Origin of the sequence: Micromonospora sp. 15K316 (assembly GCF_004348525.1) — a bacterium.
In the GTDB taxonomy this organism is placed as follows: Bacteria; Actinomycetota; Actinomycetes; order Mycobacteriales; family Micromonosporaceae; genus Micromonospora.
The window spans coordinates 1-19,174 of sequence record NZ_SMKG01000109.1 but is presented as its reverse complement, the minus strand read 5'-3'; the positions used below and the strand labels follow the sequence as shown (position 1 = coordinate 19,174).

The 19,174-nt window shown below is 73.3% G+C and carries 15 protein-coding genes and 1 pseudogene; 9 read left to right on the top strand and 7 right to left on the bottom strand.

All coding sequences use genetic code 11. The annotated features are described in order from the left end of the window. A pseudogene (locus tag E1211_RS20045) lies at positions 1–980 on the bottom strand (hypothetical protein); the annotation flags it as partial. A 373-nt stretch (positions 981–1,353) separates the two neighbouring features. Here E1211_RS20045 and E1211_RS20040 point away from each other — a divergent pair. The 3 genes from E1211_RS20040 to E1211_RS20030 all read left to right on the top strand — a co-directional run bounded on the left by E1211_RS20040 (position 1,354) and on the right by E1211_RS20030 (position 6,144). Then, complete coding sequence (locus E1211_RS20040; protein WP_076470495.1) at positions 1,354–1,548, top strand: hypothetical protein; 195 nt, start codon at positions 1,354–1,356, stop codon at positions 1,546–1,548. A gap of 382 nt (positions 1,549–1,930) precedes the next feature. Continuing rightward, positions 1,931–5,527 carry a chromosome segregation protein SMC gene (gene smc, locus E1211_RS20035; protein WP_132350539.1) on the top strand — a complete coding sequence of 1,199 codons (3,597 nt, stop codon included), beginning with the start codon at positions 1,931–1,933 and terminating at the stop codon, positions 5,525–5,527. Next, the gene (locus E1211_RS20030) at positions 5,524–6,144 is read left to right on the top strand and encodes an HAD family hydrolase (RefSeq protein ID WP_132350538.1); all 621 of its coding nucleotides are present in this window, start codon (positions 5,524–5,526) and stop codon (positions 6,142–6,144) included. Before smc ends, E1211_RS20030 begins: the two co-directional genes overlap by 4 nt. 33 nt (positions 6,145–6,177) lie before the next feature. On the opposite strand, the gene E1211_RS20025 is transcribed toward E1211_RS20030, so the two are convergent. After that, positions 6,178–7,131, bottom strand: coding sequence for an SMP-30/gluconolactonase/LRE family protein (locus tag E1211_RS20025; RefSeq protein ID WP_132350537.1), 954 nt, complete (start codon positions 7,129–7,131; stop codon positions 6,178–6,180). 76 nt (positions 7,132–7,207) lie between these two features. Between E1211_RS20025 and E1211_RS20020 the strand changes: the two genes are divergently transcribed. After that, positions 7,208–8,182, top strand: coding sequence for an ArsR family transcriptional regulator (locus E1211_RS20020; RefSeq protein ID WP_132350536.1), 975 nt, complete (start codon positions 7,208–7,210; stop codon positions 8,180–8,182). 9 nt (positions 8,183–8,191) lie between these two features. On the opposite strand, the gene E1211_RS20015 is transcribed toward E1211_RS20020, so the two are convergent. The 5 genes from E1211_RS20015 to E1211_RS19995 all read right to left on the bottom strand — a co-directional run bounded on the left by E1211_RS20015 (position 8,192) and on the right by E1211_RS19995 (position 13,180). Then, entirely contained in the window at positions 8,192–8,713 is a 522-nt protein-coding gene (locus E1211_RS20015) for a DinB family protein (RefSeq protein WP_132350535.1), read from the bottom strand. A 46-nt stretch (positions 8,714–8,759) separates the two neighbouring features. Beyond that, the gene (locus tag E1211_RS20010; protein ID WP_132350534.1) at positions 8,760–9,254 is read right to left on the bottom strand and encodes a universal stress protein; all 495 of its coding nucleotides are present in this window, start codon (positions 9,252–9,254) and stop codon (positions 8,760–8,762) included. Positions 9,255–9,264: 10 nt separating this feature from the next. Beyond that, complete coding sequence (locus tag E1211_RS20005; RefSeq protein WP_132350533.1) at positions 9,265–10,866, bottom strand: MDR family MFS transporter; 1,602 nt, start codon at positions 10,864–10,866, stop codon at positions 9,265–9,267. A gap of 139 nt (positions 10,867–11,005) precedes the next feature. Further along, positions 11,006–11,443: a MarR family winged helix-turn-helix transcriptional regulator gene (locus E1211_RS20000; protein WP_132350532.1), complete on the bottom strand. Its 438-nt coding sequence runs from the start codon at positions 11,441–11,443 to the stop codon at positions 11,006–11,008. A 24-nt stretch (positions 11,444–11,467) separates the two neighbouring features. After that, on the bottom strand, positions 11,468–13,180 hold the full coding sequence (locus E1211_RS19995) for an alkaline phosphatase D family protein (RefSeq protein WP_132350531.1): 1,713 nt from the start codon (positions 13,178–13,180) through the stop codon (positions 11,468–11,470). A gap of 152 nt (positions 13,181–13,332) precedes the next feature. Here E1211_RS19995 and ftsY point away from each other — a divergent pair, with 152 nt between their 5' ends. The 5 genes from ftsY to E1211_RS19970 form a co-directional block, all read left to right on the top strand. Further along, complete coding sequence (gene ftsY / locus E1211_RS19990; RefSeq protein ID WP_132350530.1) at positions 13,333–14,523, top strand: signal recognition particle-docking protein FtsY; 1,191 nt, start codon at positions 13,333–13,335, stop codon at positions 14,521–14,523. Positions 14,524–14,552: 29 nt separating this feature from the next. Next, positions 14,553–15,392, top strand: coding sequence for an aminoglycoside phosphotransferase family protein (locus tag E1211_RS19985; RefSeq protein WP_207915439.1), 840 nt, complete (start codon positions 14,553–14,555; stop codon positions 15,390–15,392). A 249-nt stretch (positions 15,393–15,641) separates the two neighbouring features. After that, on the top strand, positions 15,642–17,003 hold the full coding sequence (locus E1211_RS19980; protein WP_132350528.1) for an ammonium transporter: 1,362 nt from the start codon (positions 15,642–15,644) through the stop codon (positions 17,001–17,003). A 24-nt stretch (positions 17,004–17,027) separates the two neighbouring features. Further along, positions 17,028–17,366, top strand: coding sequence for a P-II family nitrogen regulator (locus E1211_RS19975; RefSeq protein WP_165947298.1), 339 nt, complete (start codon positions 17,028–17,030; stop codon positions 17,364–17,366). Positions 17,367–17,377: 11 nt separating this feature from the next. Continuing rightward, a partial coding sequence (locus E1211_RS19970; protein ID WP_132350527.1) for a [protein-PII] uridylyltransferase occupies positions 17,378–19,174 on the top strand: 1,797 nt, incomplete at its 3' end.

Sequence of the window (19,174 nt, the reverse complement as noted above, 5' to 3'; positions counted from 1 at the left end):
GTCCGGCTCGCCGAGGGGGTGGGGCGCAGGGTGCTCGGCGCGGCGGTCGGCGAGGCGGAGGTGGTCGCCGGAGCCGGGGCCGTGTCGGTAGGCAGGGCCGGCGCGGCGGCGACGGTGTCGTCCACGGCCGTCGGGTCGGCCGGTTCGCCGCCACCTCCCGGCAGCGCGAGCGCGCCGACGCCGAGGCTCACCACCAGGGTGGCGGCCGCCGCCGCACCGCCGATGATCAGCGCCCGGGGGAGACGGCGGGCCGAGCGGTGCCGCCCCTCGACTCCGGTCTGCCCGCCGGCGTCGCGCTGTCGCTCGCCGGTGTGGTCCCCCGTGATCGGATGCAGCGGGGCGGTCTCGTCGGCGGTGGGCCATCGGGAGGCGGTCGCCGGTTCGGCGTCCCACCGCTGCGGTCGTACGCCGTACGCCGAATCTTCCCCCGGGGAGGACCAGCCGCCGGTGCGGTCCACCGGCTCGGCGGACCAGCCGCTCGGCTCGGCGGACCAGCCGCTCGGCTCGGCGGACCAGCCGGCGAGGCCGCCGGGGCGCTCCTCCGGCCGGAACTCGCCGGCCCAGTCGGCGGACGAGTTCGCACGGGTCTCCTCGGCGGGCCGCCACCCGCCGGGGCTCTCCGTCGGCCGGTGGGCGGGTTCCTCCGCCGACCAGCCGCCGGACCAGGGCGTGCCGGGCTCGGCCCGGCCGTCGGTGGGCAGGTCGTGGTAGGCGTCCGACGGCTGACCGCCCCGCGACGCCGGTCCGGCCGCCCAGCCGGCGGTCGGCTCGTCCCGCCACCCGGTCGCCGGCCGGTCGTCGCTCCGGGGCTCCGTGGCGGGCTGCTCGTGCCAGGTCGCGGCCGGTCCCTCGGGGTCGTCGCCGAACAGGTACGCCGACCGGGGCGCCGGACGGTTGGTCAGCCAGGCCGGTTCCTCGATCGGTGGTTCGGGGCGCCGCTTCGCGCCCTCCGGGTCGTTCGGGTCGGTCCAGCCGTACACGCCTGTCGCCTCCACGGGTCGGTTGCGGGCCGCGCTGACGCTACGGGTGCGCCGCGACCTGCGGCAACGTGGCTAAGAAAGAGTTAAGGGGATAGCGGTCGTCGCGGGGCGGACTTCGGCGACAACATGGGCGTACTGTTAAGGAGTCCGGACAGAGTGTGTTCGTGCCTCGCGGCAGCCCCCCAGCGAGTGGACAGGTCGACGTGGAGATGATCTACGGCCTGCGAAAACTTGACGACAAGGGGCTTTGCGGCCAATATATAGGTGTCGCCAGTCGCGCCCGGCCATGCCCAGATACAGCCTGGAATGGTAGTCGCGAACACATGGGCGCGCGTTGGCCGGCCTTTCCGGCAGCGCATATCAAGGAGTCAGCATGGCGAAGGCCCTCTACGGCCACGTAGGTGCAGCGCCCGACCGGCGTCTGCTCGACGAGGTCACCCGACTGCGTGCCAGGGTTCAGGCCCTGGAGTTCGAGCTCACGCGGTTGCGTGCCGAGAACGATCGGCTCGCCGCCGCCGCCAACGAGGCGGACGATCTGCTCCGGCTCGCCGAGCCCGCGCTCACCTGATCATCACGTCGGGAAAACTGAATCGCACCACGCAAAAAGCGCGCCGACACGACTTGTGCCGGCGCGCAGCTTTGTCTCCGGCGGCTTTCCGATCTCCCATTTTTCGATCTTGCTCTCCTTCCGGTCCGTGTGGCAGTCGTCACCCAGGGAAACGGTGGCCGAATCCGCCCGTGCGAATAGCGCTTGTCTTTGCCGGCGGACGGGGGACGGCGACGGTCACGCCGTGCCCGTCACCGGAATCCGGCCGGCCCCTCGGCGGGCCGGGCCCGGGAGACGGGGCGGGTCGCGTACCCGGGCCCCGGGTTCGCCGGGTTAGTCTGCGAGTTCACCAGGTCCGCGCAGCCGGCGACGGTACGGCGGCCAACGGACGAGGATCGAGAAGGTGTATCTCAAGAGCCTGACGGTGAAGGGATTCAAGTCCTTCGCCTCCGCCACGACGCTCAAGCTGGAGCCGGGGATCACCTGTGTGGTCGGCCCGAACGGCTCCGGCAAGTCCAACGTCGTCGACGCCATCGCCTGGGTCCTCGGCGAGCAGGGCGCGAAGGCGCTGCGCGGCGGCAAGATGGAGGACGTCATCTTCGCCGGCACCGCGGGTCGCGCGCCGCTGGGCCGGGCCGAGGTCACCCTCACCATCGACAACACCGACGGCGCTCTGCCGATCGAGTACACCGAGGTCTCCATCACCCGCCGGATGTTCCGCTCCGGCGAGAGCGAGTACGAGATCAACGGCGACTCCTGCCGCCTGCTCGACATCCAGGAGCTGCTCTCCGACTCCGGCATCGGCCGGGAGATGCACATCATCGTCGGCCAGGGCCGCCTCGACGGCATGCTGCACGCCAAGCCGGAGGACCGGCGGGCCTTCATCGAGGAGGCGGCCGGCGTCCTCAAGCACCGCAAGCGCAAGGAGAAGGCGCTGCGGAAGCTCGACGCGATGCAGACCAACCTCAACCGGCTCACCGACCTCACCACCGAGCTGCGGCGCCAGTTGAAGCCGCTGGGCCGGCAGGCCGAGGTGGCTCGCCGCGCCGCCGCCATCCAGGCGAACCTGCGCGACGCCCGACTGCGGCTGCTCGCCGACGACCTCGCCACGCTCCGCACAACCCTGGACCGGGAGATCGCCGACGAGACGGCGGTACGCGAGCGACGCGAGCAGGTCGAGGCCGAGCACACCGAGGTGCAGCACCGCCTCGGCGAGCTGGAGGCCGCCCTCGCCGAGGACGCGCCGCTGCTGGCCGCCGCCCAGGACACCTGGTACAAGCTCTCCGCGTTGCAGGAGCGGTTCCGCTCGATCGAGCAGCTGGCGCTGGAGCGGCTGCGGCACCTGAGCGCCACCCCGGACGACGAGCGCCCCGGTCGCGACCCGGACCAGCTCGAAGCGGAGGCGGAGCGGGTACGCGAGCAGGAGGAGGAGCTGCGCGCGGCGCTCACCGACGACCAGATCCGGCTCGCCGAGGCGGTCGAACACCGGCAGGAACTGGAGCGGCAGCTCGCCGCCGCCGAGCGCGAACTGGTCGCGGCCGCCAAGGCGATCGCGGATCGGCGGGAGGGACTGGCCCGACTCACCGGCCAGGTCAACTCCGCCCGGGCCCGGACGACCAGCGCCGGCGAGGAGATCGAACGGCTCGCCACCGCCCACGCCGACGCGCTCGGCCGGGCCGAGAAGGCCCAGGCCGACCTGGACGCGGTGGCCGCCCAGTCCACCGAGGCGGACCGGGACAACGCTGAGCTCGACGAGCGGCACGCCGAGGCGGTGGCCGCCCACGAGCGGGTCCAGGCGACCGTCCGCTCCCTCGCCGACGCCGAGCGTGCCACGGAGAAGGACGCCGCCACCTGGAAGGCGCGGGAGGAGGCCCTCGCTCTCGGCCTGCGCCGCAAGGACGGCGCAGGCGCCCTGCTCGCCCGGGCCGGCGAGGTGCCGGGCCTGCTCGGCAGCCTCTCCGGGCTGCTCACCGTCGCGCCGGGGCACGAGGCGGCGCTCGCCGCCGCGCTGGGTGGCCTGGCCGACGCGGTCGCGATGACCGGCGTCGACGAGGCCGTCGAGGCGATGCGGCTGCTGAAGATCTCCGACGCCGGCCGGGCCGGCCTGCTGGTCGGCAGCCCCGCCGGTCCGGGCATGGACGGTTCGGCGGACGCGCTGCGCCCGAAGCTGCCCGACGGTGCGCACTGGGCCCCGGACCTGGTCGAGTGCGCCGAACAGCTCCGGCCCGCGGTGCACCGCGCACTGCGCGACGTGGTGCTCGTCGACGACCTCGCCGCCGCCGCCGAGCTGGTCGGCGAGAACCCGGAGCTGCGCGCGGTGACCCCCGACGGCGACGTGATCGGGGCGTACGCGGCGGCCGGCGGGTCGGCCAAGGCGCCCAGCTACATCGAGGTGCAGGCCGCCGTCGAGGAGGCGCGGGCGAACCGGACGGTGGCCGAACGCTCCGCGGCCGAGCTGCGGGAGCAACTCGTCGAGGCGCGGACCGAGGTGGCCGCCGCCAAGGAGGTGGTGCAGCACGCCGCCGCCGCCAAGCGGGAGGCGGAGAGCCACCGCAACGCCGCCGCGCGGCGGCTGGCCGAGCTGGGCGCGGCAGCCCGTTCGGCGAAGGCGGAGTGCGACCGGCTCGGCGAGTCCCGTGCCCGCGCCGAGGCGGCCCGGGAGCGGGACCTGCTGGCCCTGGCGGAGCTGGAGGAGCGGCTCCGGCTGGCCGAGGAGACGCCGATCGACGCCGAGCCCTCCACCGACGAGCGGGACCAGCTCGCCGCGATGGTGCCGCGGGCCCGGCAGAACGAGATGGAGGTCCGCCTGGCGGTGCGTACCGCCGAGGAGCGGGTCGCCTCCATCGCCGGCCGGGCCGACTCGCTGCACCGGCAGGCCAACGCGGAGCGGGCGGCGCGGGAGCGGGCCGCGGCCCGGCGGGCCGCACGGACCCGGGGCGCGGCGATCGCCCGGGCGGTCGCCGGGGGCGCGCGCGAGGCGCTCGTCCGCCTGACCACCTCGATCGCCGCGGCCGAGGAGCGACGCGACGAGGTGGCGCGGGAGCGGGCCGCCCGGGAGGCGGAGCTCCAGGAGGTACGCGGCGCGGCCAAGCGGCTCGGCGCGGAGTTGGAGCGGTTGACGAGCCAGGTGCACCGGGACGAGGTGGCCCGCGCCGAGCAGCGGCTGCGCATCGAGCAGCTGGAGGCGAAGGCGGCGGAGGACTTCGGCCTGGACGTGGAGACCCTGGTCGCCGAGTACGGGCCGGGTCAGCTCGTGCCGCCGACCCAGGCCGATGTCGCCGCCGCCGAGCGGGACGGCCTGCCGGTGCCGGAGCCGGTCCGCTACGAGCGGCCGGTGCAGGAGAAGCGGGCCGCCAAGGCGGAGCGCGAACTGGCCCTGCTCGGCAAGGTGAACCCGCTGGCGCTGGAGGAGTTCGCGGCGCTGGAGGAGCGCTACAAGTTCCTCTCCGAGCAGTTGGAGGACCTCAAGGCGACCCGCCGGGACCTGCTCACCGTGGTCAAGGACGTCGACGACCGGATCCTGGAGGTCTTCGCCGACGCCTTCGCCGACACCGCCCGGGAGTTCGAGCAGGTCTTCGAGGTACTCTTCCCCGGCGGCGAGGGACGGCTGGTGCTCACCGACCCGGAGGATCTGCTCACCACCGGTGTGGAGGTGGAGGCCCGGCCGCCGGGCAAGAAGATCAAGCGGCTGTCGCTGCTCTCCGGCGGGGAGCGGTCGCTGACCGCGGTGGCCATGCTCGTGGCGATCTTCCGGGCCCGGCCCAGCCCGTTCTACATCATGGACGAGGTGGAGGCCGCCCTCGACGACGTGAACCTCGGCCGGCTGATCACGCTCCTCGCCCAGCTGCGGGAGAAGAGCCAGCTGATCGTGATCACGCACCAGAAGCGGACCATGGAGATCGCCGACGCGCTCTACGGGGTGACCATGCGCGGCGGGGTGACCCAGGTGATCAGCCAGCGGCTCAACCGGGCCGATGACGGGCAGGAGAAGAACGGGTGAGTCGGGAACGCGCGAGGGCGCTCCTGGTGGATTTCGACGGCGTACTGCGGCGCTGGGATCCGGCGGTCGCCGCCGGGGTGGAGCGGCGCTACGGCCTGGCCGCGGGGGTGCTCGTCGAGATCGCGATGCAGTGGGGGCGGCTCCAGCCGGTGCTCACCGGGCAGGTCAGCCACGCGGACTGGATGACCAGCGTGGTCGACGCGCTGACGGAGCCCGCCGGCGGCGCGGAGCGCGCCCGGGCCGCGGTCGAGGAGTGGCAGAGCTACCGGGGCGAGGTCGACACCGAGGTGCTCGAACTCGTCCGCGAAGCGCGGGCCGGCGGCATCCGGGTCGGCCTGGCCACCAACGCCACCGACCGGCTGGAGGAGGACCTGGCCGCGCTCGAGCTGACCGGCGAGTTCGACGCGGTGATCAGTTCGTACCGGCTCGGGGTGAACAAGCCGGCGAAGGAGTACTTCCAGGCCGCCTGCCAGGCCGTCGCCACCCCGCCCGATCGGGTGCTCTTCGTCGACGACGAGGACTGGTCGGTGCGGGGTGCCCGGGCGGCGGGGCTCTCCGCGCACCGCTGGACCGGCCCCGGCGACCTGCGCTACCTGCGGGCCGCGCTGGCGTTCTGAGCGGACCGTTGAGGCGGTTCCGGCCCGCCCGGATCAGCACAGTCCCGGCACCTCGGTCACGGTGAACGGTGGTGTGGGCACGGCGGCGTTGAGCTGGCTGTTGACCCAGAGCAGGCGACCCCCGTGCCGGGCCAGGGTGGTGGGCGACTGCGCCAACGGCGCGGGCCGAGACTGACCGACCACCCGGGCGAGGCGCCTGCCGGCGTCGAGGACCGCCACGTTCACGGCGAAGCGCCAACCGCCCTGCCCGTCGGGGAAGTTCACCACCCCGTACAGCCGGTCCCCGTGCAGCAGCAGGCCGTCGGCGCCCAGTTGACCGCCGCGCACGTCGACGACAGTGGCCGTACGCCGTCGCAGGTCCACCCGGTAGAGGCGTTCGGTGCCGGGATCACCCGTGCCCTGGTCGGCGACGAGGGCGAGTCGACCGTCCGGCGTGGCCACGATGCCGTTCAGAAAGCCGGGGGTGGTGGGAAGGTCGCGCGCGGTGAGCCACGGGGTGAGGTTGCCGACCCTGGTGCCGTCGACGGCTGCGCGCCACACGGTCCCGGTGGCCGAGTCGGTGACGTAGACGGCGTCGTCGGTGACCGTCAGGTCGTTGAGCGCGGCACCGGCGGGGGCCACCCGGCGGGCCAGCAGCACGCCGTCCGGGGTGTACATGAAGAGGGTGCCGGTGTCCCAGCCCGCGATGTACAGCCGGCCGCGTCGGTCCGTGTGGATCCCGGCGGCGCTGGTACGACCGTCCGAGCCGGCCGCTAGGAACGGTCGCAGCTCCGGTCGGCGGACGTGGCCCCGATAGACCGCCCCGGTGGCGGCGCTGGTGACGTACATGACGCCCTCGGCAGTGACCGTGATGCCCTCGGGCAGCACGCCCTCCTCTCGGGAGACGACGTAGGTGTCCGGGTGTCGGTCGAGGGCGTCGACGGAATGTCCGATCGTGACGGTCAGGAGGCTGAGGGCGGCGGTGACCGCCGCGACGAGGTTGCTCATGCGGGGAGGATGGGTGCGCCGTGCCCTCGTCACCACACCCTTTCGGTCCAGGCTGAAGGTCGCTACGGTCTGCGCCATGGTGACCCTGCACCTGAACGCGGCGGACGTCAGCCGAACCACGGTACGGTCCGCGCCGTCGGTGCTGCTAGAGCTGGCCGCCGCAGGCCAACGCCTGCTCCAGCCGAGCGTGCCGGAGCACCTCGTGCGGTGGCGGGCGCGGACCCGTGCTGCGCTCCGCCCCTGCATGCGTCCCTACCTCGACCTGTGCCGCTTACCGGGGTGGCTGCCGGATTTCATCACTCCACCGAGCCTCGGCAGCGTGTTCCACGTCGCGCTGCGCGACCTGGAAGAGACACCGCCGGCTCGGCTTGCGATGGAACTTGGCCCCCGCGTCGAGGCCGGTGACCTGTCGGCCCGGGTCGGCGCCCTGGCCAGGGCGGAGCCGGCGGCTCGGGAGGGCCTGCTGGCGGCGATGCGGGCCTTCCACGAGGTGGCGGTGGCGCCGTACTGGACGACACTCTCGGGTGCCGTGCAGGCCGAGCGAACCGTCCGGGCGCAGGCCTTGGCCGAGACCGGGATCGACGGGGTTCTGCGTAACCTCGGCCCCTACCTGTCGTGGCGGTCCGCCGGGGTCAGGTATGAGCTGTCGTACCGGTGCGCGTCCGGCGTCGAGTGGGATGTGGTGCCGGACGGCCGCGGCGTGACGCTCGTCCCGAGCTACTTCCTGCCGCATCCGAGCGTCCTCGACGATCCGGGGGGTCCGCTCATCCTTGCGTACCCGGTGCGCCCGCCCCGTCGCGAGCCGGCCAGCAGTGAACCTCTGGCGAACCTGCTTGGGCGCACCCGGGCCGCGGTGCTGGGCCTAGCCGTCGACGGGCCCAGCACCTCGCAGATCGCCCGGGCGCTCGACATCTCGGTCGCCTCGGCCAGCCAGCACACGTCGACGCTGCGGGCGGCCGGCCTGATCACGTCGCACCGCGACGGGGTCACTGTCCGCCACGCGCTCACCCCGCTGGGCGAGCAGCTGCTGCGGGCCGGCCGGCCTCGGTGACCGCCGGGGTCAGTCGCCGGTGACGCCGTCGATCCGCTCGCGGATCAGGTCGGCGTGCCCGTTGTGCCGGGCGTACTCCTCGATCATGTGCAGGTAGACCCAGCGCAGGTTGAAGGTGCGCTGCTTCGCACCCACCTCGGTGAAGGTCTCGTCGAGCGACCGGCCGACCACGGCGGCCCGCGCCAGCTCGACCTCCCGCCGGAACGTGCCGAGGTCGGCCTCGGCGTCGGCGTGGCTGACATCGTGGTCGGCGTCCGGGTTCTCCGGGGTGAAGTAGGGGTAGTCGACCTGCTGGCCGGCGAAGTTCTCCCGGAACCACCAGGCCTCCACCTCGGCGAGGTGGCGGACCAGCCCCAGCAGGGTCAGCCCGGAGGGCTCGACGCTGGGCGTGCGCAGTTGCTCGGCGGTCAGCCCCGCGCACTTGAGCAGTAGCGTCTGCCGGTGGTAGTCGAGCCAGCTCTCGAGCATGGCGCGCTCGTCGCCGACGGTGATCTCAGGGGTCCGGACCACGTCCGGTGCTCTCCACGTCATGCCGGCATCCTTCCCGGCGCCTCCGTCGAGCGGCGAGCGGGTTTCGTCAGGGCACCACGACGACCGGCCAGCGACCGGTGCGGACCAGCCGGGTGGCGACCGAGCCGACCAGCCGGTGGCCGGCCTGCTCGGACGCGCCGACGACGACCATGTCGGCCCGGAACTCGTCGGCGGCGTCGCGCAGCTCGGTGTACGGGTCACCGCGCCGGCACTCGAAGGTGATGGGCAGGCCGAACTCGTGCGCCGCGCGCTTGATGTCCTTGCGCAGCTCCGCGGTCAGCTCGTCCTGGGTGCGCTGCACGGCGGCGGCGTCCACGCCGGGCATCATGGCGACCAGGCCGTTCGGGGCGTTGACGAAGACCACCACCAGCGACGCTCCCTGCCGGCGGGCCAGGCCGGCCGCGTACCAGCCGGCCCGCTCCGAGGTGCGGGTGCCGTCGACGCCGACCAGCACCACCCGCGGGCCGTCGGTGCCGCGTTCGAACGGCCGGGGCTGGGCCTGCGGGCCGTACTGCTCACGGTCGGGGGCTCCGACGCTCATGACCTCTCCCTCACCTCTGCTCGTCGGTACGCGCGGCGGTGGCCACCGCCAGTTTCCTCCCGGTGTCAACGTTCGGCACGTCGTCGTTGTGCCGCCGCAGGGGCACCTCTTTGATGAAGCTCACGGCGATCAGCGCGAGCAGCGTGAACGGTGCGGCGGCGAGGAATATGTCGCCGGCGCCGTGGCCGTACGCGCTCTCCACGACTGTCCGGATCGGGGCGGGCAGCGTGTGCAGGTCCGGCAGGACGCCGCCCCCGGTGCCGGTGGCCGGGACGCCGAGCCGGGCGAGCCCGTCGGCCAGGTAGTCCTTGACCTTGTGGGCGAGGACCGCGCCGAGCGCGGAGACCCCGACGGCGCCACCGAGGCTGCGGAAGAACGCCACCACGCTGCTCGCCGCGCCGAGCTCCCGCGGACTGACGGTGTTCTGCACGGCCAGCACCAGGTTCTGCATGGTCATGCCCAGCCCGATGCCGACCAGCGCCATGTAGCAGCTGAGCAGCGCGAAGTTCGTGTCGGCGCGGAGCGTGCCGAGCAGCGCGAATCCGGCGGTGAGCAGCGCCGAGCCGGCGACCAGGTACCGCTTCCAGCGGCCGGTCCGGCTGATCACCCGGCCGGAGAGCGTGGAGGAGACCACCAGGCCGAGGATCATCGGCAGCGTCATCAGGCCGGCCATGGTCGGGCTCTCGCCGCGGCTGAGCTGGAAGTACTGGCCGAGGAAGACGGAGGCGCCGAACATTCCGACACCGACCGCGACGCTGGCGACGGTGGCCAGGGCGATGGTCCGGGACCGGAAGAGGCGCGGCGGGATCATCGGTTCGGCGGCCCGGGTCTCGATCCGGATCGCGAGCGCGCCGAGCAGCAGCGCGCCGCCCACCATCGCCACGGTCGCCCAGGACGCCCACGCGAACTGGTCACCGGCGAGGGAGACCCAGATCAGCAGCACCGAGACGGCGGCGGTGATCAGCGTGGCGCCCCACCAGTCGATCTGTGCCCTGCGCTTCACCACGGGCAGCCGCAGCGTCTTCTGCAGGACGACGAGGGCGGCCACCGCGAACGGGACGCCGACGTAGAAGCACCAGCGCCAGCCGAGCCACGAGGTGTCGACGATCACGCCGCCCACGAGCGGGCCGCCGATCGTGCCCACGGCCATGACGGCGCCGAGGTAGCCGCTGTACCGGCCCCGTTCGCGGGGCGCGATGATCGTCGCCATGATCACCTGGGCGAGGGCGGTGAGGCCACCGGCGCCCACGCCCTGCAGCACCCGGCAGGCGATCAGTTCACCCGTGCCCTGTGCGGCGCCGGCGAGCACCGAGCCGAGCACGTAGATCAGCAGGGCGATCTGGACGAGGGCCTTCTTACTGGTCAGATCGGCCAGTTTGCCCCAGATCGGGGTCGTTGCCGTGGTCGCGAGCAGCGCGGCGGTGATCACCCAGGTGTACGCGGACTGTCCGCCGCCCAGGTCGGTGATGATCCGCGGCAGCGCGTTCGAGACGACCGTCGAGGAGAGGATCGCGACGAACATGCCCAGGAGCAGGCCGGAGAGGGCCTGCAGGATCTGGCGGTGGGACATGTTCAGGGCGGTCGGCGCGGGGGGCGCTGTCGCCTGGCTCATCTGTGCGGCCTCCGGGGTACGAGGGATGCGGAGGGCGACGCCCGGCGGCCGGTGGCGGCGTGCCTGGGAGTTGCCTGGGGCAACTTTTGGTTGCCTGAAGCAACAAGCAATCTGGGCGTATCCGATATTCCCGCTCCGGTCAGGACCAGGCGTTGTTGAACTTGTCGAGCAGGCGGGCGAACTCCGCCACGTCCTGCGCCGGCCAGCTGTCCAGGACACGCCGGATGTGATCCATCCGCGCGGCCCGCGCCGCGTCGAAACGCCGCTGACCCTCCTCGGTCAGGCTCAGCTGGGACGCGCGGCGGTCGGTCGGATCGGGCGTACGGCGGACCAGCCCCAGCTCCTCCAGCGCGCGGATCTGCCGGCTCAACGTGCCCTTGCCGATGCGGAGCCGACCGGCCAGGTCGGTGAGCCGGACCGAGTCGTACCGGCGCAACCAGAGCAGCAACCCGTACGCGTTCGGTTCGAGGTTCTGGTGCACCTCGCGGGCGACCTCCCAGGAGACCGCCCGGCCGCGCCGCAGTAACGCGGTCAGCTCGTGCTCGACCGCTCGCAGCGTCTCCGCGTGCTCGTCCACGGCCTAGAGGGTACGGGGTCGCGGTCAGGTCGTGTCGGTGAGCCGCTGACGCATGACCGGTCGCAGGTGCCCGTCGCTCGTCGTGCCCTCGATGGTCACCTCGGCCTCGCGCCCCCGGTGCACGAGGGTGGCGATGGCGTTGCCGAAGTACGGGCCGGCCAGCTTCCGCCAGCGCACGCCGGGGCTACGCACCCCGGCCGAGCGCGCCAGCGCCCAGGTCGCCCCGGCCGGGCCGGGCGACCAGCCGAGCCGCATCAACGGGCGCATCGCCGCCGGCACCTGGTTGTGGATCGGGGAGCAGGTGAGCTGGTGCACCGGCGTGGTCACCGCCGGATCGTCGAACCGGGCCCGCGCCACGTACGAATGGTGCACGTCACCGGAGAGCACGCTGATCGACGCGGGCGGGGCGTACGCCGGCCCGGCGCCCACCCGGTCACCGGTGCGGCCCGGAGTGCCGCTGCCGATCCGGGCGAACGTCGCCGCGAGGGCCTCGAACGACCGGCGGAACGCCGACCAGTGCTCCAGGTCGAGTCCGCGGCGCAGCTTCTCGGAGAGACCGGCCAGCCAGGGCCGCCGGGAGTCGGCCAGCTTCTCGTTCCACGCCTCGACGTGGTGGATGCCCGGCGGCAGCAGCCAGGGCAGCGACGCGCCGACGAGCAGGTGGTCGTAGACGCCGTGCGCCTGGTCGAGGAACCAGGCCCACTCGCCCGGCGGCAGCATCGCCCGGTTGTCCGGGTCGAGCACCCGGCTGCACCGGTTGTCCAGCATCACCAGCCGGGTCCGCCCCAGGTCGAGCGCGTAGCTCCACTGGTACTGCACCGCGCGCCAGCGCTCGGTGTCGTGGGCGAGGTCGGACTCCTTGTCGACCCGCTCGCCGAACTCACGTAGCAGGTCGGTGGCGTCCTCCGCTGTCGTGATCTTGGCGAAGAGCGGGTCGGCGGCGATCTCCTCGGGCGAGAGGTTACCGAGGTGCTGGTAGACCCAGTACGAGGCGAGCCCGCTGCCGATCCGCTCGGCCCACCACGGCTGCCGCCGGGCGTCGGCCCGCCAGGCCGCCGAGGTGTTCCAGTCGTCGATGATCTCGTGGTCGTCGAAGATCATGACGCTCGGCACGGTGGAGAGCAGCCAGCGGATCTCCGGGTCGTGCCAGGACTCCAGATAGAGCTTGGTGTACTCGTCGAAGCTGACCACCTGGTTCGCCGGAGCGCCGCGCGGACGCCGGCGACGCCGCCTGAGCAGCCGGCGCACCGTCGGCGAGGTCTCGTCCGCGTAGACCTGGTCGCCGAGGAGCACCAGCAGGTCGGGCAGCGCGGCCGGCTCGAAGCCGGCCATCAGGCGCCGGGCGTAGGCGTCCAGCGCGTCCGGCGGCAGCTTTCGGGCGGTGGCGTGCTGGGTGGTCTCCCGGCAGGAACCGAAGAGCAACCTGACCGGCTGGTCCCGGTCGTCGGCGGCCCGGGTGCGGATCACGCTCGCCGGGAACCCGGACCCGGGCACCGGCCACACCACCTCGTCGTCCACCAGCACCTCGTAGCTGGTGGCGCTGTCCGGGCGCAGCCCCTCGACGATCACGAGCGCGTAGTGGTGGTCGTACGCCGTGAAGGTGTGCGCACCGCCGGTGGCGCCGTCGGCGGCGCGGACGGTGACCACGGCGGGCGCGGCGGTCTCGACCCAGACGGTGGCGCGCGTCCCGACCACCCGGCGCAGCAGCGGGCCGACGAGTAGGTGGGCGGCAGGCATGGCGGGGACCTCCGGGGTGAGCGGGCTTCATCTTTCCCTACCCGGCCAACGGACGCACCACTGCTGGTTGTGACCGAGACTACCGGCGCGACCGGACGAGCCCCGGGTGCGGTGGCTGGGACGCCGCCGCCGGCATCTGACAGGATTTCGGCATGACGGATTACCTCCTCATCGCACTCGCCCTGCTCGGTGTGCTGATCCTCGGCGCGCTCGGGTTGGTCGTGCCGCGCCTGCGCCGCCGCCCGGAGCCACCGCTGCCGACGACGGAGATCGACACAAGGGCGCAGGAGGATCTGGCCGGCCCACCGGTCGAGGCCCCCGAGTCGGACCTCGCCACCGGGGTGCTCGTCGAGGCGCCGCCCGTCGTGGAGGCGCCGGCCCCGGTGCTGGAGGTCCCGGAGCCGACCGCCGGCCGTCTGGTCCGGCTACGCACCCGCCTGTCCCGCTCGCAGACCGTCTTCGGCAAGGGGCTGCTCGGCCTGCTCAGCCGGGACCACCTCGACGAGGACACCTGGGAGGAGATCGAGGACAGCCTGATCACCGCCGACGTCGGCGTCGACGCCACCCGCGAGATCGTCGACCGGCTGCGCGAGCGCACCCGGGTGCTGGGCACCCGCACCGTCGGTGAACTGCGTACGCTGCTCGCCGCCGAGCTGGTCAACGCGCTCGACCCGACCCTGGACCGCGCGCTGAAGACCGCCCGCAAGGACGGCGTGCCGGCGGTGGTGATGGTGGTCGGCGTCAACGGCGCCGGCAAGACCACCACCTGCGGCAAGATCGCCCGGGTGCTGGTCGCCGACGGTCGCAGCGTGCTGCTCGGCGCGGCCGACACCTTCCGGGCCGCCGCCGCCGACCAGCTGGAGACGTGGGGCGGTCGAGTGGGCGCCGAGACCGTCCGCGGCGCGGAGGCCGCCGACCCGGCGAGCGTCGCCTTCGACGCGGTCCGGCGGGGCATCGACACCGGCGTGGACACCGTGCTTATCGACACCGCCGGTCGCCTGCAGAACAAGGTCGGCCTCATGGACGAGCTCGGCAAGGTCAAGCGGGTGGTGGAGCGGCACGGCCCGATCGACGAGACGATCCTCATCCTGGACGCCACCACCGGCCAGAACGGCCTGGAGCAGGCCCGGGTCTTCACCGAGGTGGTCAACGTGACCGGCGTGGTGCTCACCAAGCTCGACGGCACCGCCAAGGGCGGCATCGTGATCGCCGTGCAGCGCAAGCTCGGCATCCCGGTGAAGCTGGTCGGCCTCGGCGAGGGGCCCGACGACCTGGCGCCGTTCGACCCGGCCCAGTTCGTCGACGCGCTTCTGGGCACCGAGCCCGCCGCACGGGACGCGTAGGCTCGGTGGGCACTGACGATCGCGGATACCTGGACTGGCGCGACCCGAGCCACTCCTCGCGACGCCTGGGGAGACCGTACGTGACGTCACAGGAGATCCCGCTGCACGGCGGGAACGTGAGCACCGTCGTCCGGGTCGGTGACACGGTACGGCGCAACGCCGGGCCGTGGACCCCCTCGGTGCACGCGCTGCTGCGTCACCTGGAGTACGTCGGGTTCACCGGGGCCCCCCGCGCGCTCGGCATGGACGAGCGCAACCGGGAGGTGCTGTCGTACCTGGAGGGGGAGTGCGGGGAGTACCCGCTCGCCCGGCACTGGGTGACCGACGAGGCGCTGGTGACGGTCGCGACCATGCTGCGGATGTTCCACGACGCCCAGTACGGCTTCGTGCCCCCGCCGAACGCGGTGTGGCGCTCGTTCGGGCCACCGCCGCCGGACACCGAGGTGATCTGCCACCACGACGCCGCGCCGCACAACGTCATCTGGCGACCGGACGGCACGCTCGGCCTGATCGACTTCGACCTGGCCTCGCCGGGCGCCCGGATCTACGACGTGGCGTACGCGGCGTGGACGTGGGTGCCCATCTTCGCCGACCGGGACTCCATCACGCTGGGTTGGAAGCATCCCGACCGGCCGCGCCGGCTGCGCCTCTTCGCCGACGCGTACGGGTTGATCCCCCGCGACCGGCACCGGCTGATCCGCACCATCCGCAAGCGGATCGTCGACCATGTGGAGGGCATCCGACGGATGGCTGCCGCCGGGGACCCGGCGTTCGTACGCATCGTGCACAAGGGGCACCTGCGCCGGCCGATGCGGGACCTGCGGCTGCTCGACTACGAGCGGCACGTCCTGGAGGACGCGCTGCGCTGACCGACGCGCGGCCGCGCCTCACCGGTGGGGTGCCGCCCGGCCGCGCGTCGGTTTCTCCGGCGATCCGGCACCGCCCACGGCTCCTGGGCGGCCACCTGCCGTCACACGTCCGAAACAACCCGTCACGGAACGGAAACCCGTCGGAGCCTCCAGGTGAAACAGCAGGCGGCCAGGCTTCCCGCAGCCGGCGTACGGGCGACGCTGCCCCGGAAGCCGCGAAGGAGGGAATTCCACCTATAGGAGGCCAGCGTGCCTGATGCACCGACGATCGACACCGGCAACACCGCGTGGTTGCTGATCTCGAGCGCGATCGTGCTGCTCATGACGCCGGGTCTGGCGCTGTTCTACGGCGGGCTGAACCGGTCCAAGGGCGTCCTGAACATGATGATGATGAGCTTCTCGTCGATGGGGCTCATCTCCATCCTCTGGTTGTTCTACGGCTTCTCCGTCGCCTTCGGCGACGACCAGAACGGCGTCTGGGGCGACCTGGGCCAGTACCTCGGCACCAAGACGTTCATGGCGGAGACCGACCTGTGGGGTGAGACCGGCATCCCGCTCTACGTCTTCATGGCCTTCCAGATGATGTTCGCGATCATCACGGTCGCGCTGATCAGCGGCGCCATCTCCGACCGGGCGAAGTTCTCCGGCTGGCTGCTGTTCGCCTTCGGCTGGGCGACGCTCGTCTACTTCCCGGTCGCGCACATGGTCTGGGGCGGTGGCTTCATCGGCGCGAAGCTCGGCGCGCTCGACTTCGCCGGCGGCACCGCGGTCCACATCAACGCGGGCGCGGCCGCGCTCGCCCTGGCGCTGGTGCTCGGCAAGCGGGTCGGCTGGCCCCGCGACGCCATGAAGCCGCACAACGTACCGATGGTCGCGCTCGGCGCCGGCCTGCTCTGGTTCGGCTGGTTCGGCTTCAACGCCGGTTCGGAGCTGACCGCCGACTCGACCACCGCCATCGCCTTCCTCAACACCCAGGTGGCCACCGGCGCCGCCGTCCTCGGCTGGATCGTCGTGGAGTGGCTGCGCAACGGCAAGGCGACGCTGGTCGGGGCCTCCTCCGGCGCGATCGCCGGACTGGTCGCGATCACGCCGGCCTGCGCCTTCGTCGCGCCCTGGGCCGCCGTCCTGCTCGGTCTCGTGGCCGGCGCGGTCTGCGCCCTCGCCATCGGCCTGAAGTACAAGCTCGGCTACGACGACTCGCTCGACGTGGTCGGCGTGCACTTCGTCGGGGGCTGGATCGGCTGCCTCTGGATCGGGCTCTTCGGCACCGGCTCGGTCAGCTCCCTCGTCTCCCGCGAGGGGCTCTTCTACGGCGGTGGGGTGACCCAGCTCGGCGTGCAGGCGCTGAGCGCGCTGATCGTCACCGTGATCTCCTTCGTGATCGCCTACGCACTGGCCCTCCTGATCGAGAAGACCGTCGGGTTCCGGCTCCCCGCCGAGGCCGAGGCCGACGGCATCGACATCGCCGAGCACGCGGAGAGCGCGTACGACCTCTCCCCGGCCGGCGGCAGCGGCGGCGCGTTCGCGATGGCCGGCATCGGAGCGCCCCCGGCGGGCGGCAAGCCGGCCGGCGAGACCGCCGCGCCGATCACCGAGAAGGTCGCCGGTTAACGTTTTCGGATGGAGGGGTTGGACATGAAGCTGGTGACCGCGGTCATCAAGCCGTACCAGCTGGACGCGGTGAAGGAGGCCCTGCACGCCCTCGGCGTGGCCGGGCTGACCGTCAGCGAGGTCCAGGGGTACGGCCGCCAGAAGGGGCACACCGAGGTCTACCGGGGTGCCGAGTACACGGTCGAGTTCCTACCGAAGATCCGCGTCGAGGTGCTCACCGATGAGATCGACGTCGAGAAGATCGTCGACGCGATCGTCGGCGCCGCGCGCACCGGCAAGATCGGCGACGGGAAGGTCTGGGTGACCTCGGTCGACGAGGTCGTCCGGGTACGCACGGGCGAACGCGGCCTCGACGCCGTGTAGCGACAGCCACGATGACCCCGTCGACCGGGCACGACGTGCCGGAAGCCCCCGCCGCCGGCGTGGACCGCCCGGACGACGGGGTCGTCGTCGTACCCGGCATCGGCGAGCAGGCCCGCCGGGGCCGGGCCGACGGGTACGACCGGTTCCTCTCCGCCCTGTCGCCGTCCCGCCCCGGGGTCGCGCTGATCGCCGTCGGCGGGTTGGGCCGGCGGCAGTGCGCCCCGCACGGCGACCTCGACCTGATGCTGCTGCACGACGGGGTCCCCGGCGTCGAGGAGCTGGCCGCCTCGATCTGGTACCCCGTCTGGGACGCCGGCCTCCGGCTGGACCACTCGGTGCGTACCGTGGCCGAGGCGCTCGCGGTGGCGCGGGACGACGTCAAGGTGGCCCTCGGTCTGCTCGACGCCCGCCTGGTCGCCGGGGACGCGGCGCTCGCCGACTCCCTCGTCCACGCCGCCGCCGAGCTGTGGCGGCGCACCGCCGTACGTCGACTGCCCGGCCTCCGTGAGGTCACCACCGCTCGGTGGCGGGCACACGGCGAGCTCGCCTTCCTGCTTGAAGGCGATGTGAAGGAGGCTGCCGGGGGACTGCGCGACGTGGGCATCCTGCGCGCCATCGCGACCGCCGGGGTCACCGACGCGCTGCGCCCCGCCGTACGCGCTGCCCACCGTCGGCTGCTGGACGTCCGCGACGCCCTGCACGAGCAGACCGGTCGCCGGGTGGACCGGCTGGTCGCCCAGGAGCGCGACGGCGTGGCCGCCCGGCTCGGGCTGCGGCAGCCCCGGCCCGGAGCGGGACACGCCGGGCACGACGGTGACGTGCTGCTGCGTCGGGTCGCCGGGGACGCCCGGACCGTGAGCCACGCCCTCGACGACGCGTTCCGTGCCGCCGATCGGCTGCGTACCGGCCCGTCGCGGCACGGCGTCGCCCGCCCGGTACGCCGCCCGGTGGCCCGGGACGTGGTCGAACACGACGGGGAGCTGGTCCTGGCCCGCGCCGCCATCGGCGCGCGTCCCGACCCGAGCCTGGCGCTGCGGGTGGCCGCCGCGTCCGCGACCACCGGGCTGCCGATCGCGCGGGCCACCTGCGAGTGGCTGGCCGCGTACTGCCCGCCGCTGCCCGCACCCTGGCCGGCGCAGGCTCGGACCGCCCTGCTCACCCTGCTCGGTGCCGGTCCCGGCCTGGTACCCGCCTGGGAGACCTGCGACCGGTACGGGCTGGTCGACCGCTGGCTGCCGGAGTGGACCCGGCTGCGGAGCCTGCCCCAGCACAATCCGGTGCACCGGTTCACCCTCGACCGGCACCTGGTGCAGACCGCCTGCGAGGCGAGCCGGCACGCCCGGGACGTGGACCGCCCCGATCTGCTGCTGATCGCCGCGCTGCTGCACGACATCGGCAAGGGGCTGCCCGGCGCGGGCGCCGACCCGGGGCCCGGCGCGGGCGCCGACCCGGGGCCCGGCGACGGCGCAGACGACCACAGTGCGGTGGGCGCCCCGATCGCCGAGGCGGTGGCGGCCCGGATCGGGCTGGGTGAGCCGGAGGCGGCGCTGATCGGCACGCTGGTCCGGCTGCACCTGCTGCTGCCGGACGTGGCGACCCGGCGGGATCTCGCCGATCCGGTCACCATCTCCGCGGTGGCGACCGCCGTCGGCGACGCCGCGACCCTCGACCTGCTGCACGCCCTGGTCCGGGCGGACGCCGCGGCCACCGGCCCGGCCGCCTGGTCCCGGTGGAAGGGGCGGCTCGTCGCCGAGCTGGTCGCCCGGGTCAGGACCGCGCTCGACACCGGCGACCTGCCCGCCCCGCCC

Coding starts and splice junctions, on each gene's coding strand:
- E1211_RS20040 (WP_076470495.1), top strand. CDS start 1,354: ATGGCGAAGGCCCTCTACGGCCACGTAGGTGCAGCGCCCGACCGGCGT.
- E1211_RS20025 (WP_132350537.1), bottom strand. CDS start 7,131: ATGAGCAACCTCGTCGCGGCGGTCACCGCCGCCCTCAGCCTCCTGACC.
- E1211_RS20020 (WP_132350536.1), top strand. CDS start 7,208: ATGGTGACCCTGCACCTGAACGCGGCGGACGTCAGCCGAACCACGGTA.
- E1211_RS20015 (WP_132350535.1), bottom strand. CDS start 8,713: ATGACGTGGAGAGCACCGGACGTGGTCCGGACCCCTGAGATCACCGTC.
- E1211_RS20010 (WP_132350534.1), bottom strand. CDS start 9,254: ATGAGCGTCGGAGCCCCCGACCGTGAGCAGTACGGCCCGCAGGCCCAG.
- E1211_RS20005 (WP_132350533.1), bottom strand. CDS start 10,866: ATGAGCCAGGCGACAGCGCCCCCCGCGCCGACCGCCCTGAACATGTCC.
- E1211_RS19995 (WP_132350531.1), bottom strand. CDS start 13,180: ATGCCTGCCGCCCACCTACTCGTCGGCCCGCTGCTGCGCCGGGTGGTC.
- ftsY (WP_132350530.1), top strand. CDS start 13,333: ATGACGGATTACCTCCTCATCGCACTCGCCCTGCTCGGTGTGCTGATC.
- E1211_RS19975 (WP_165947298.1), top strand. CDS start 17,028: ATGAAGCTGGTGACCGCGGTCATCAAGCCGTACCAGCTGGACGCGGTG.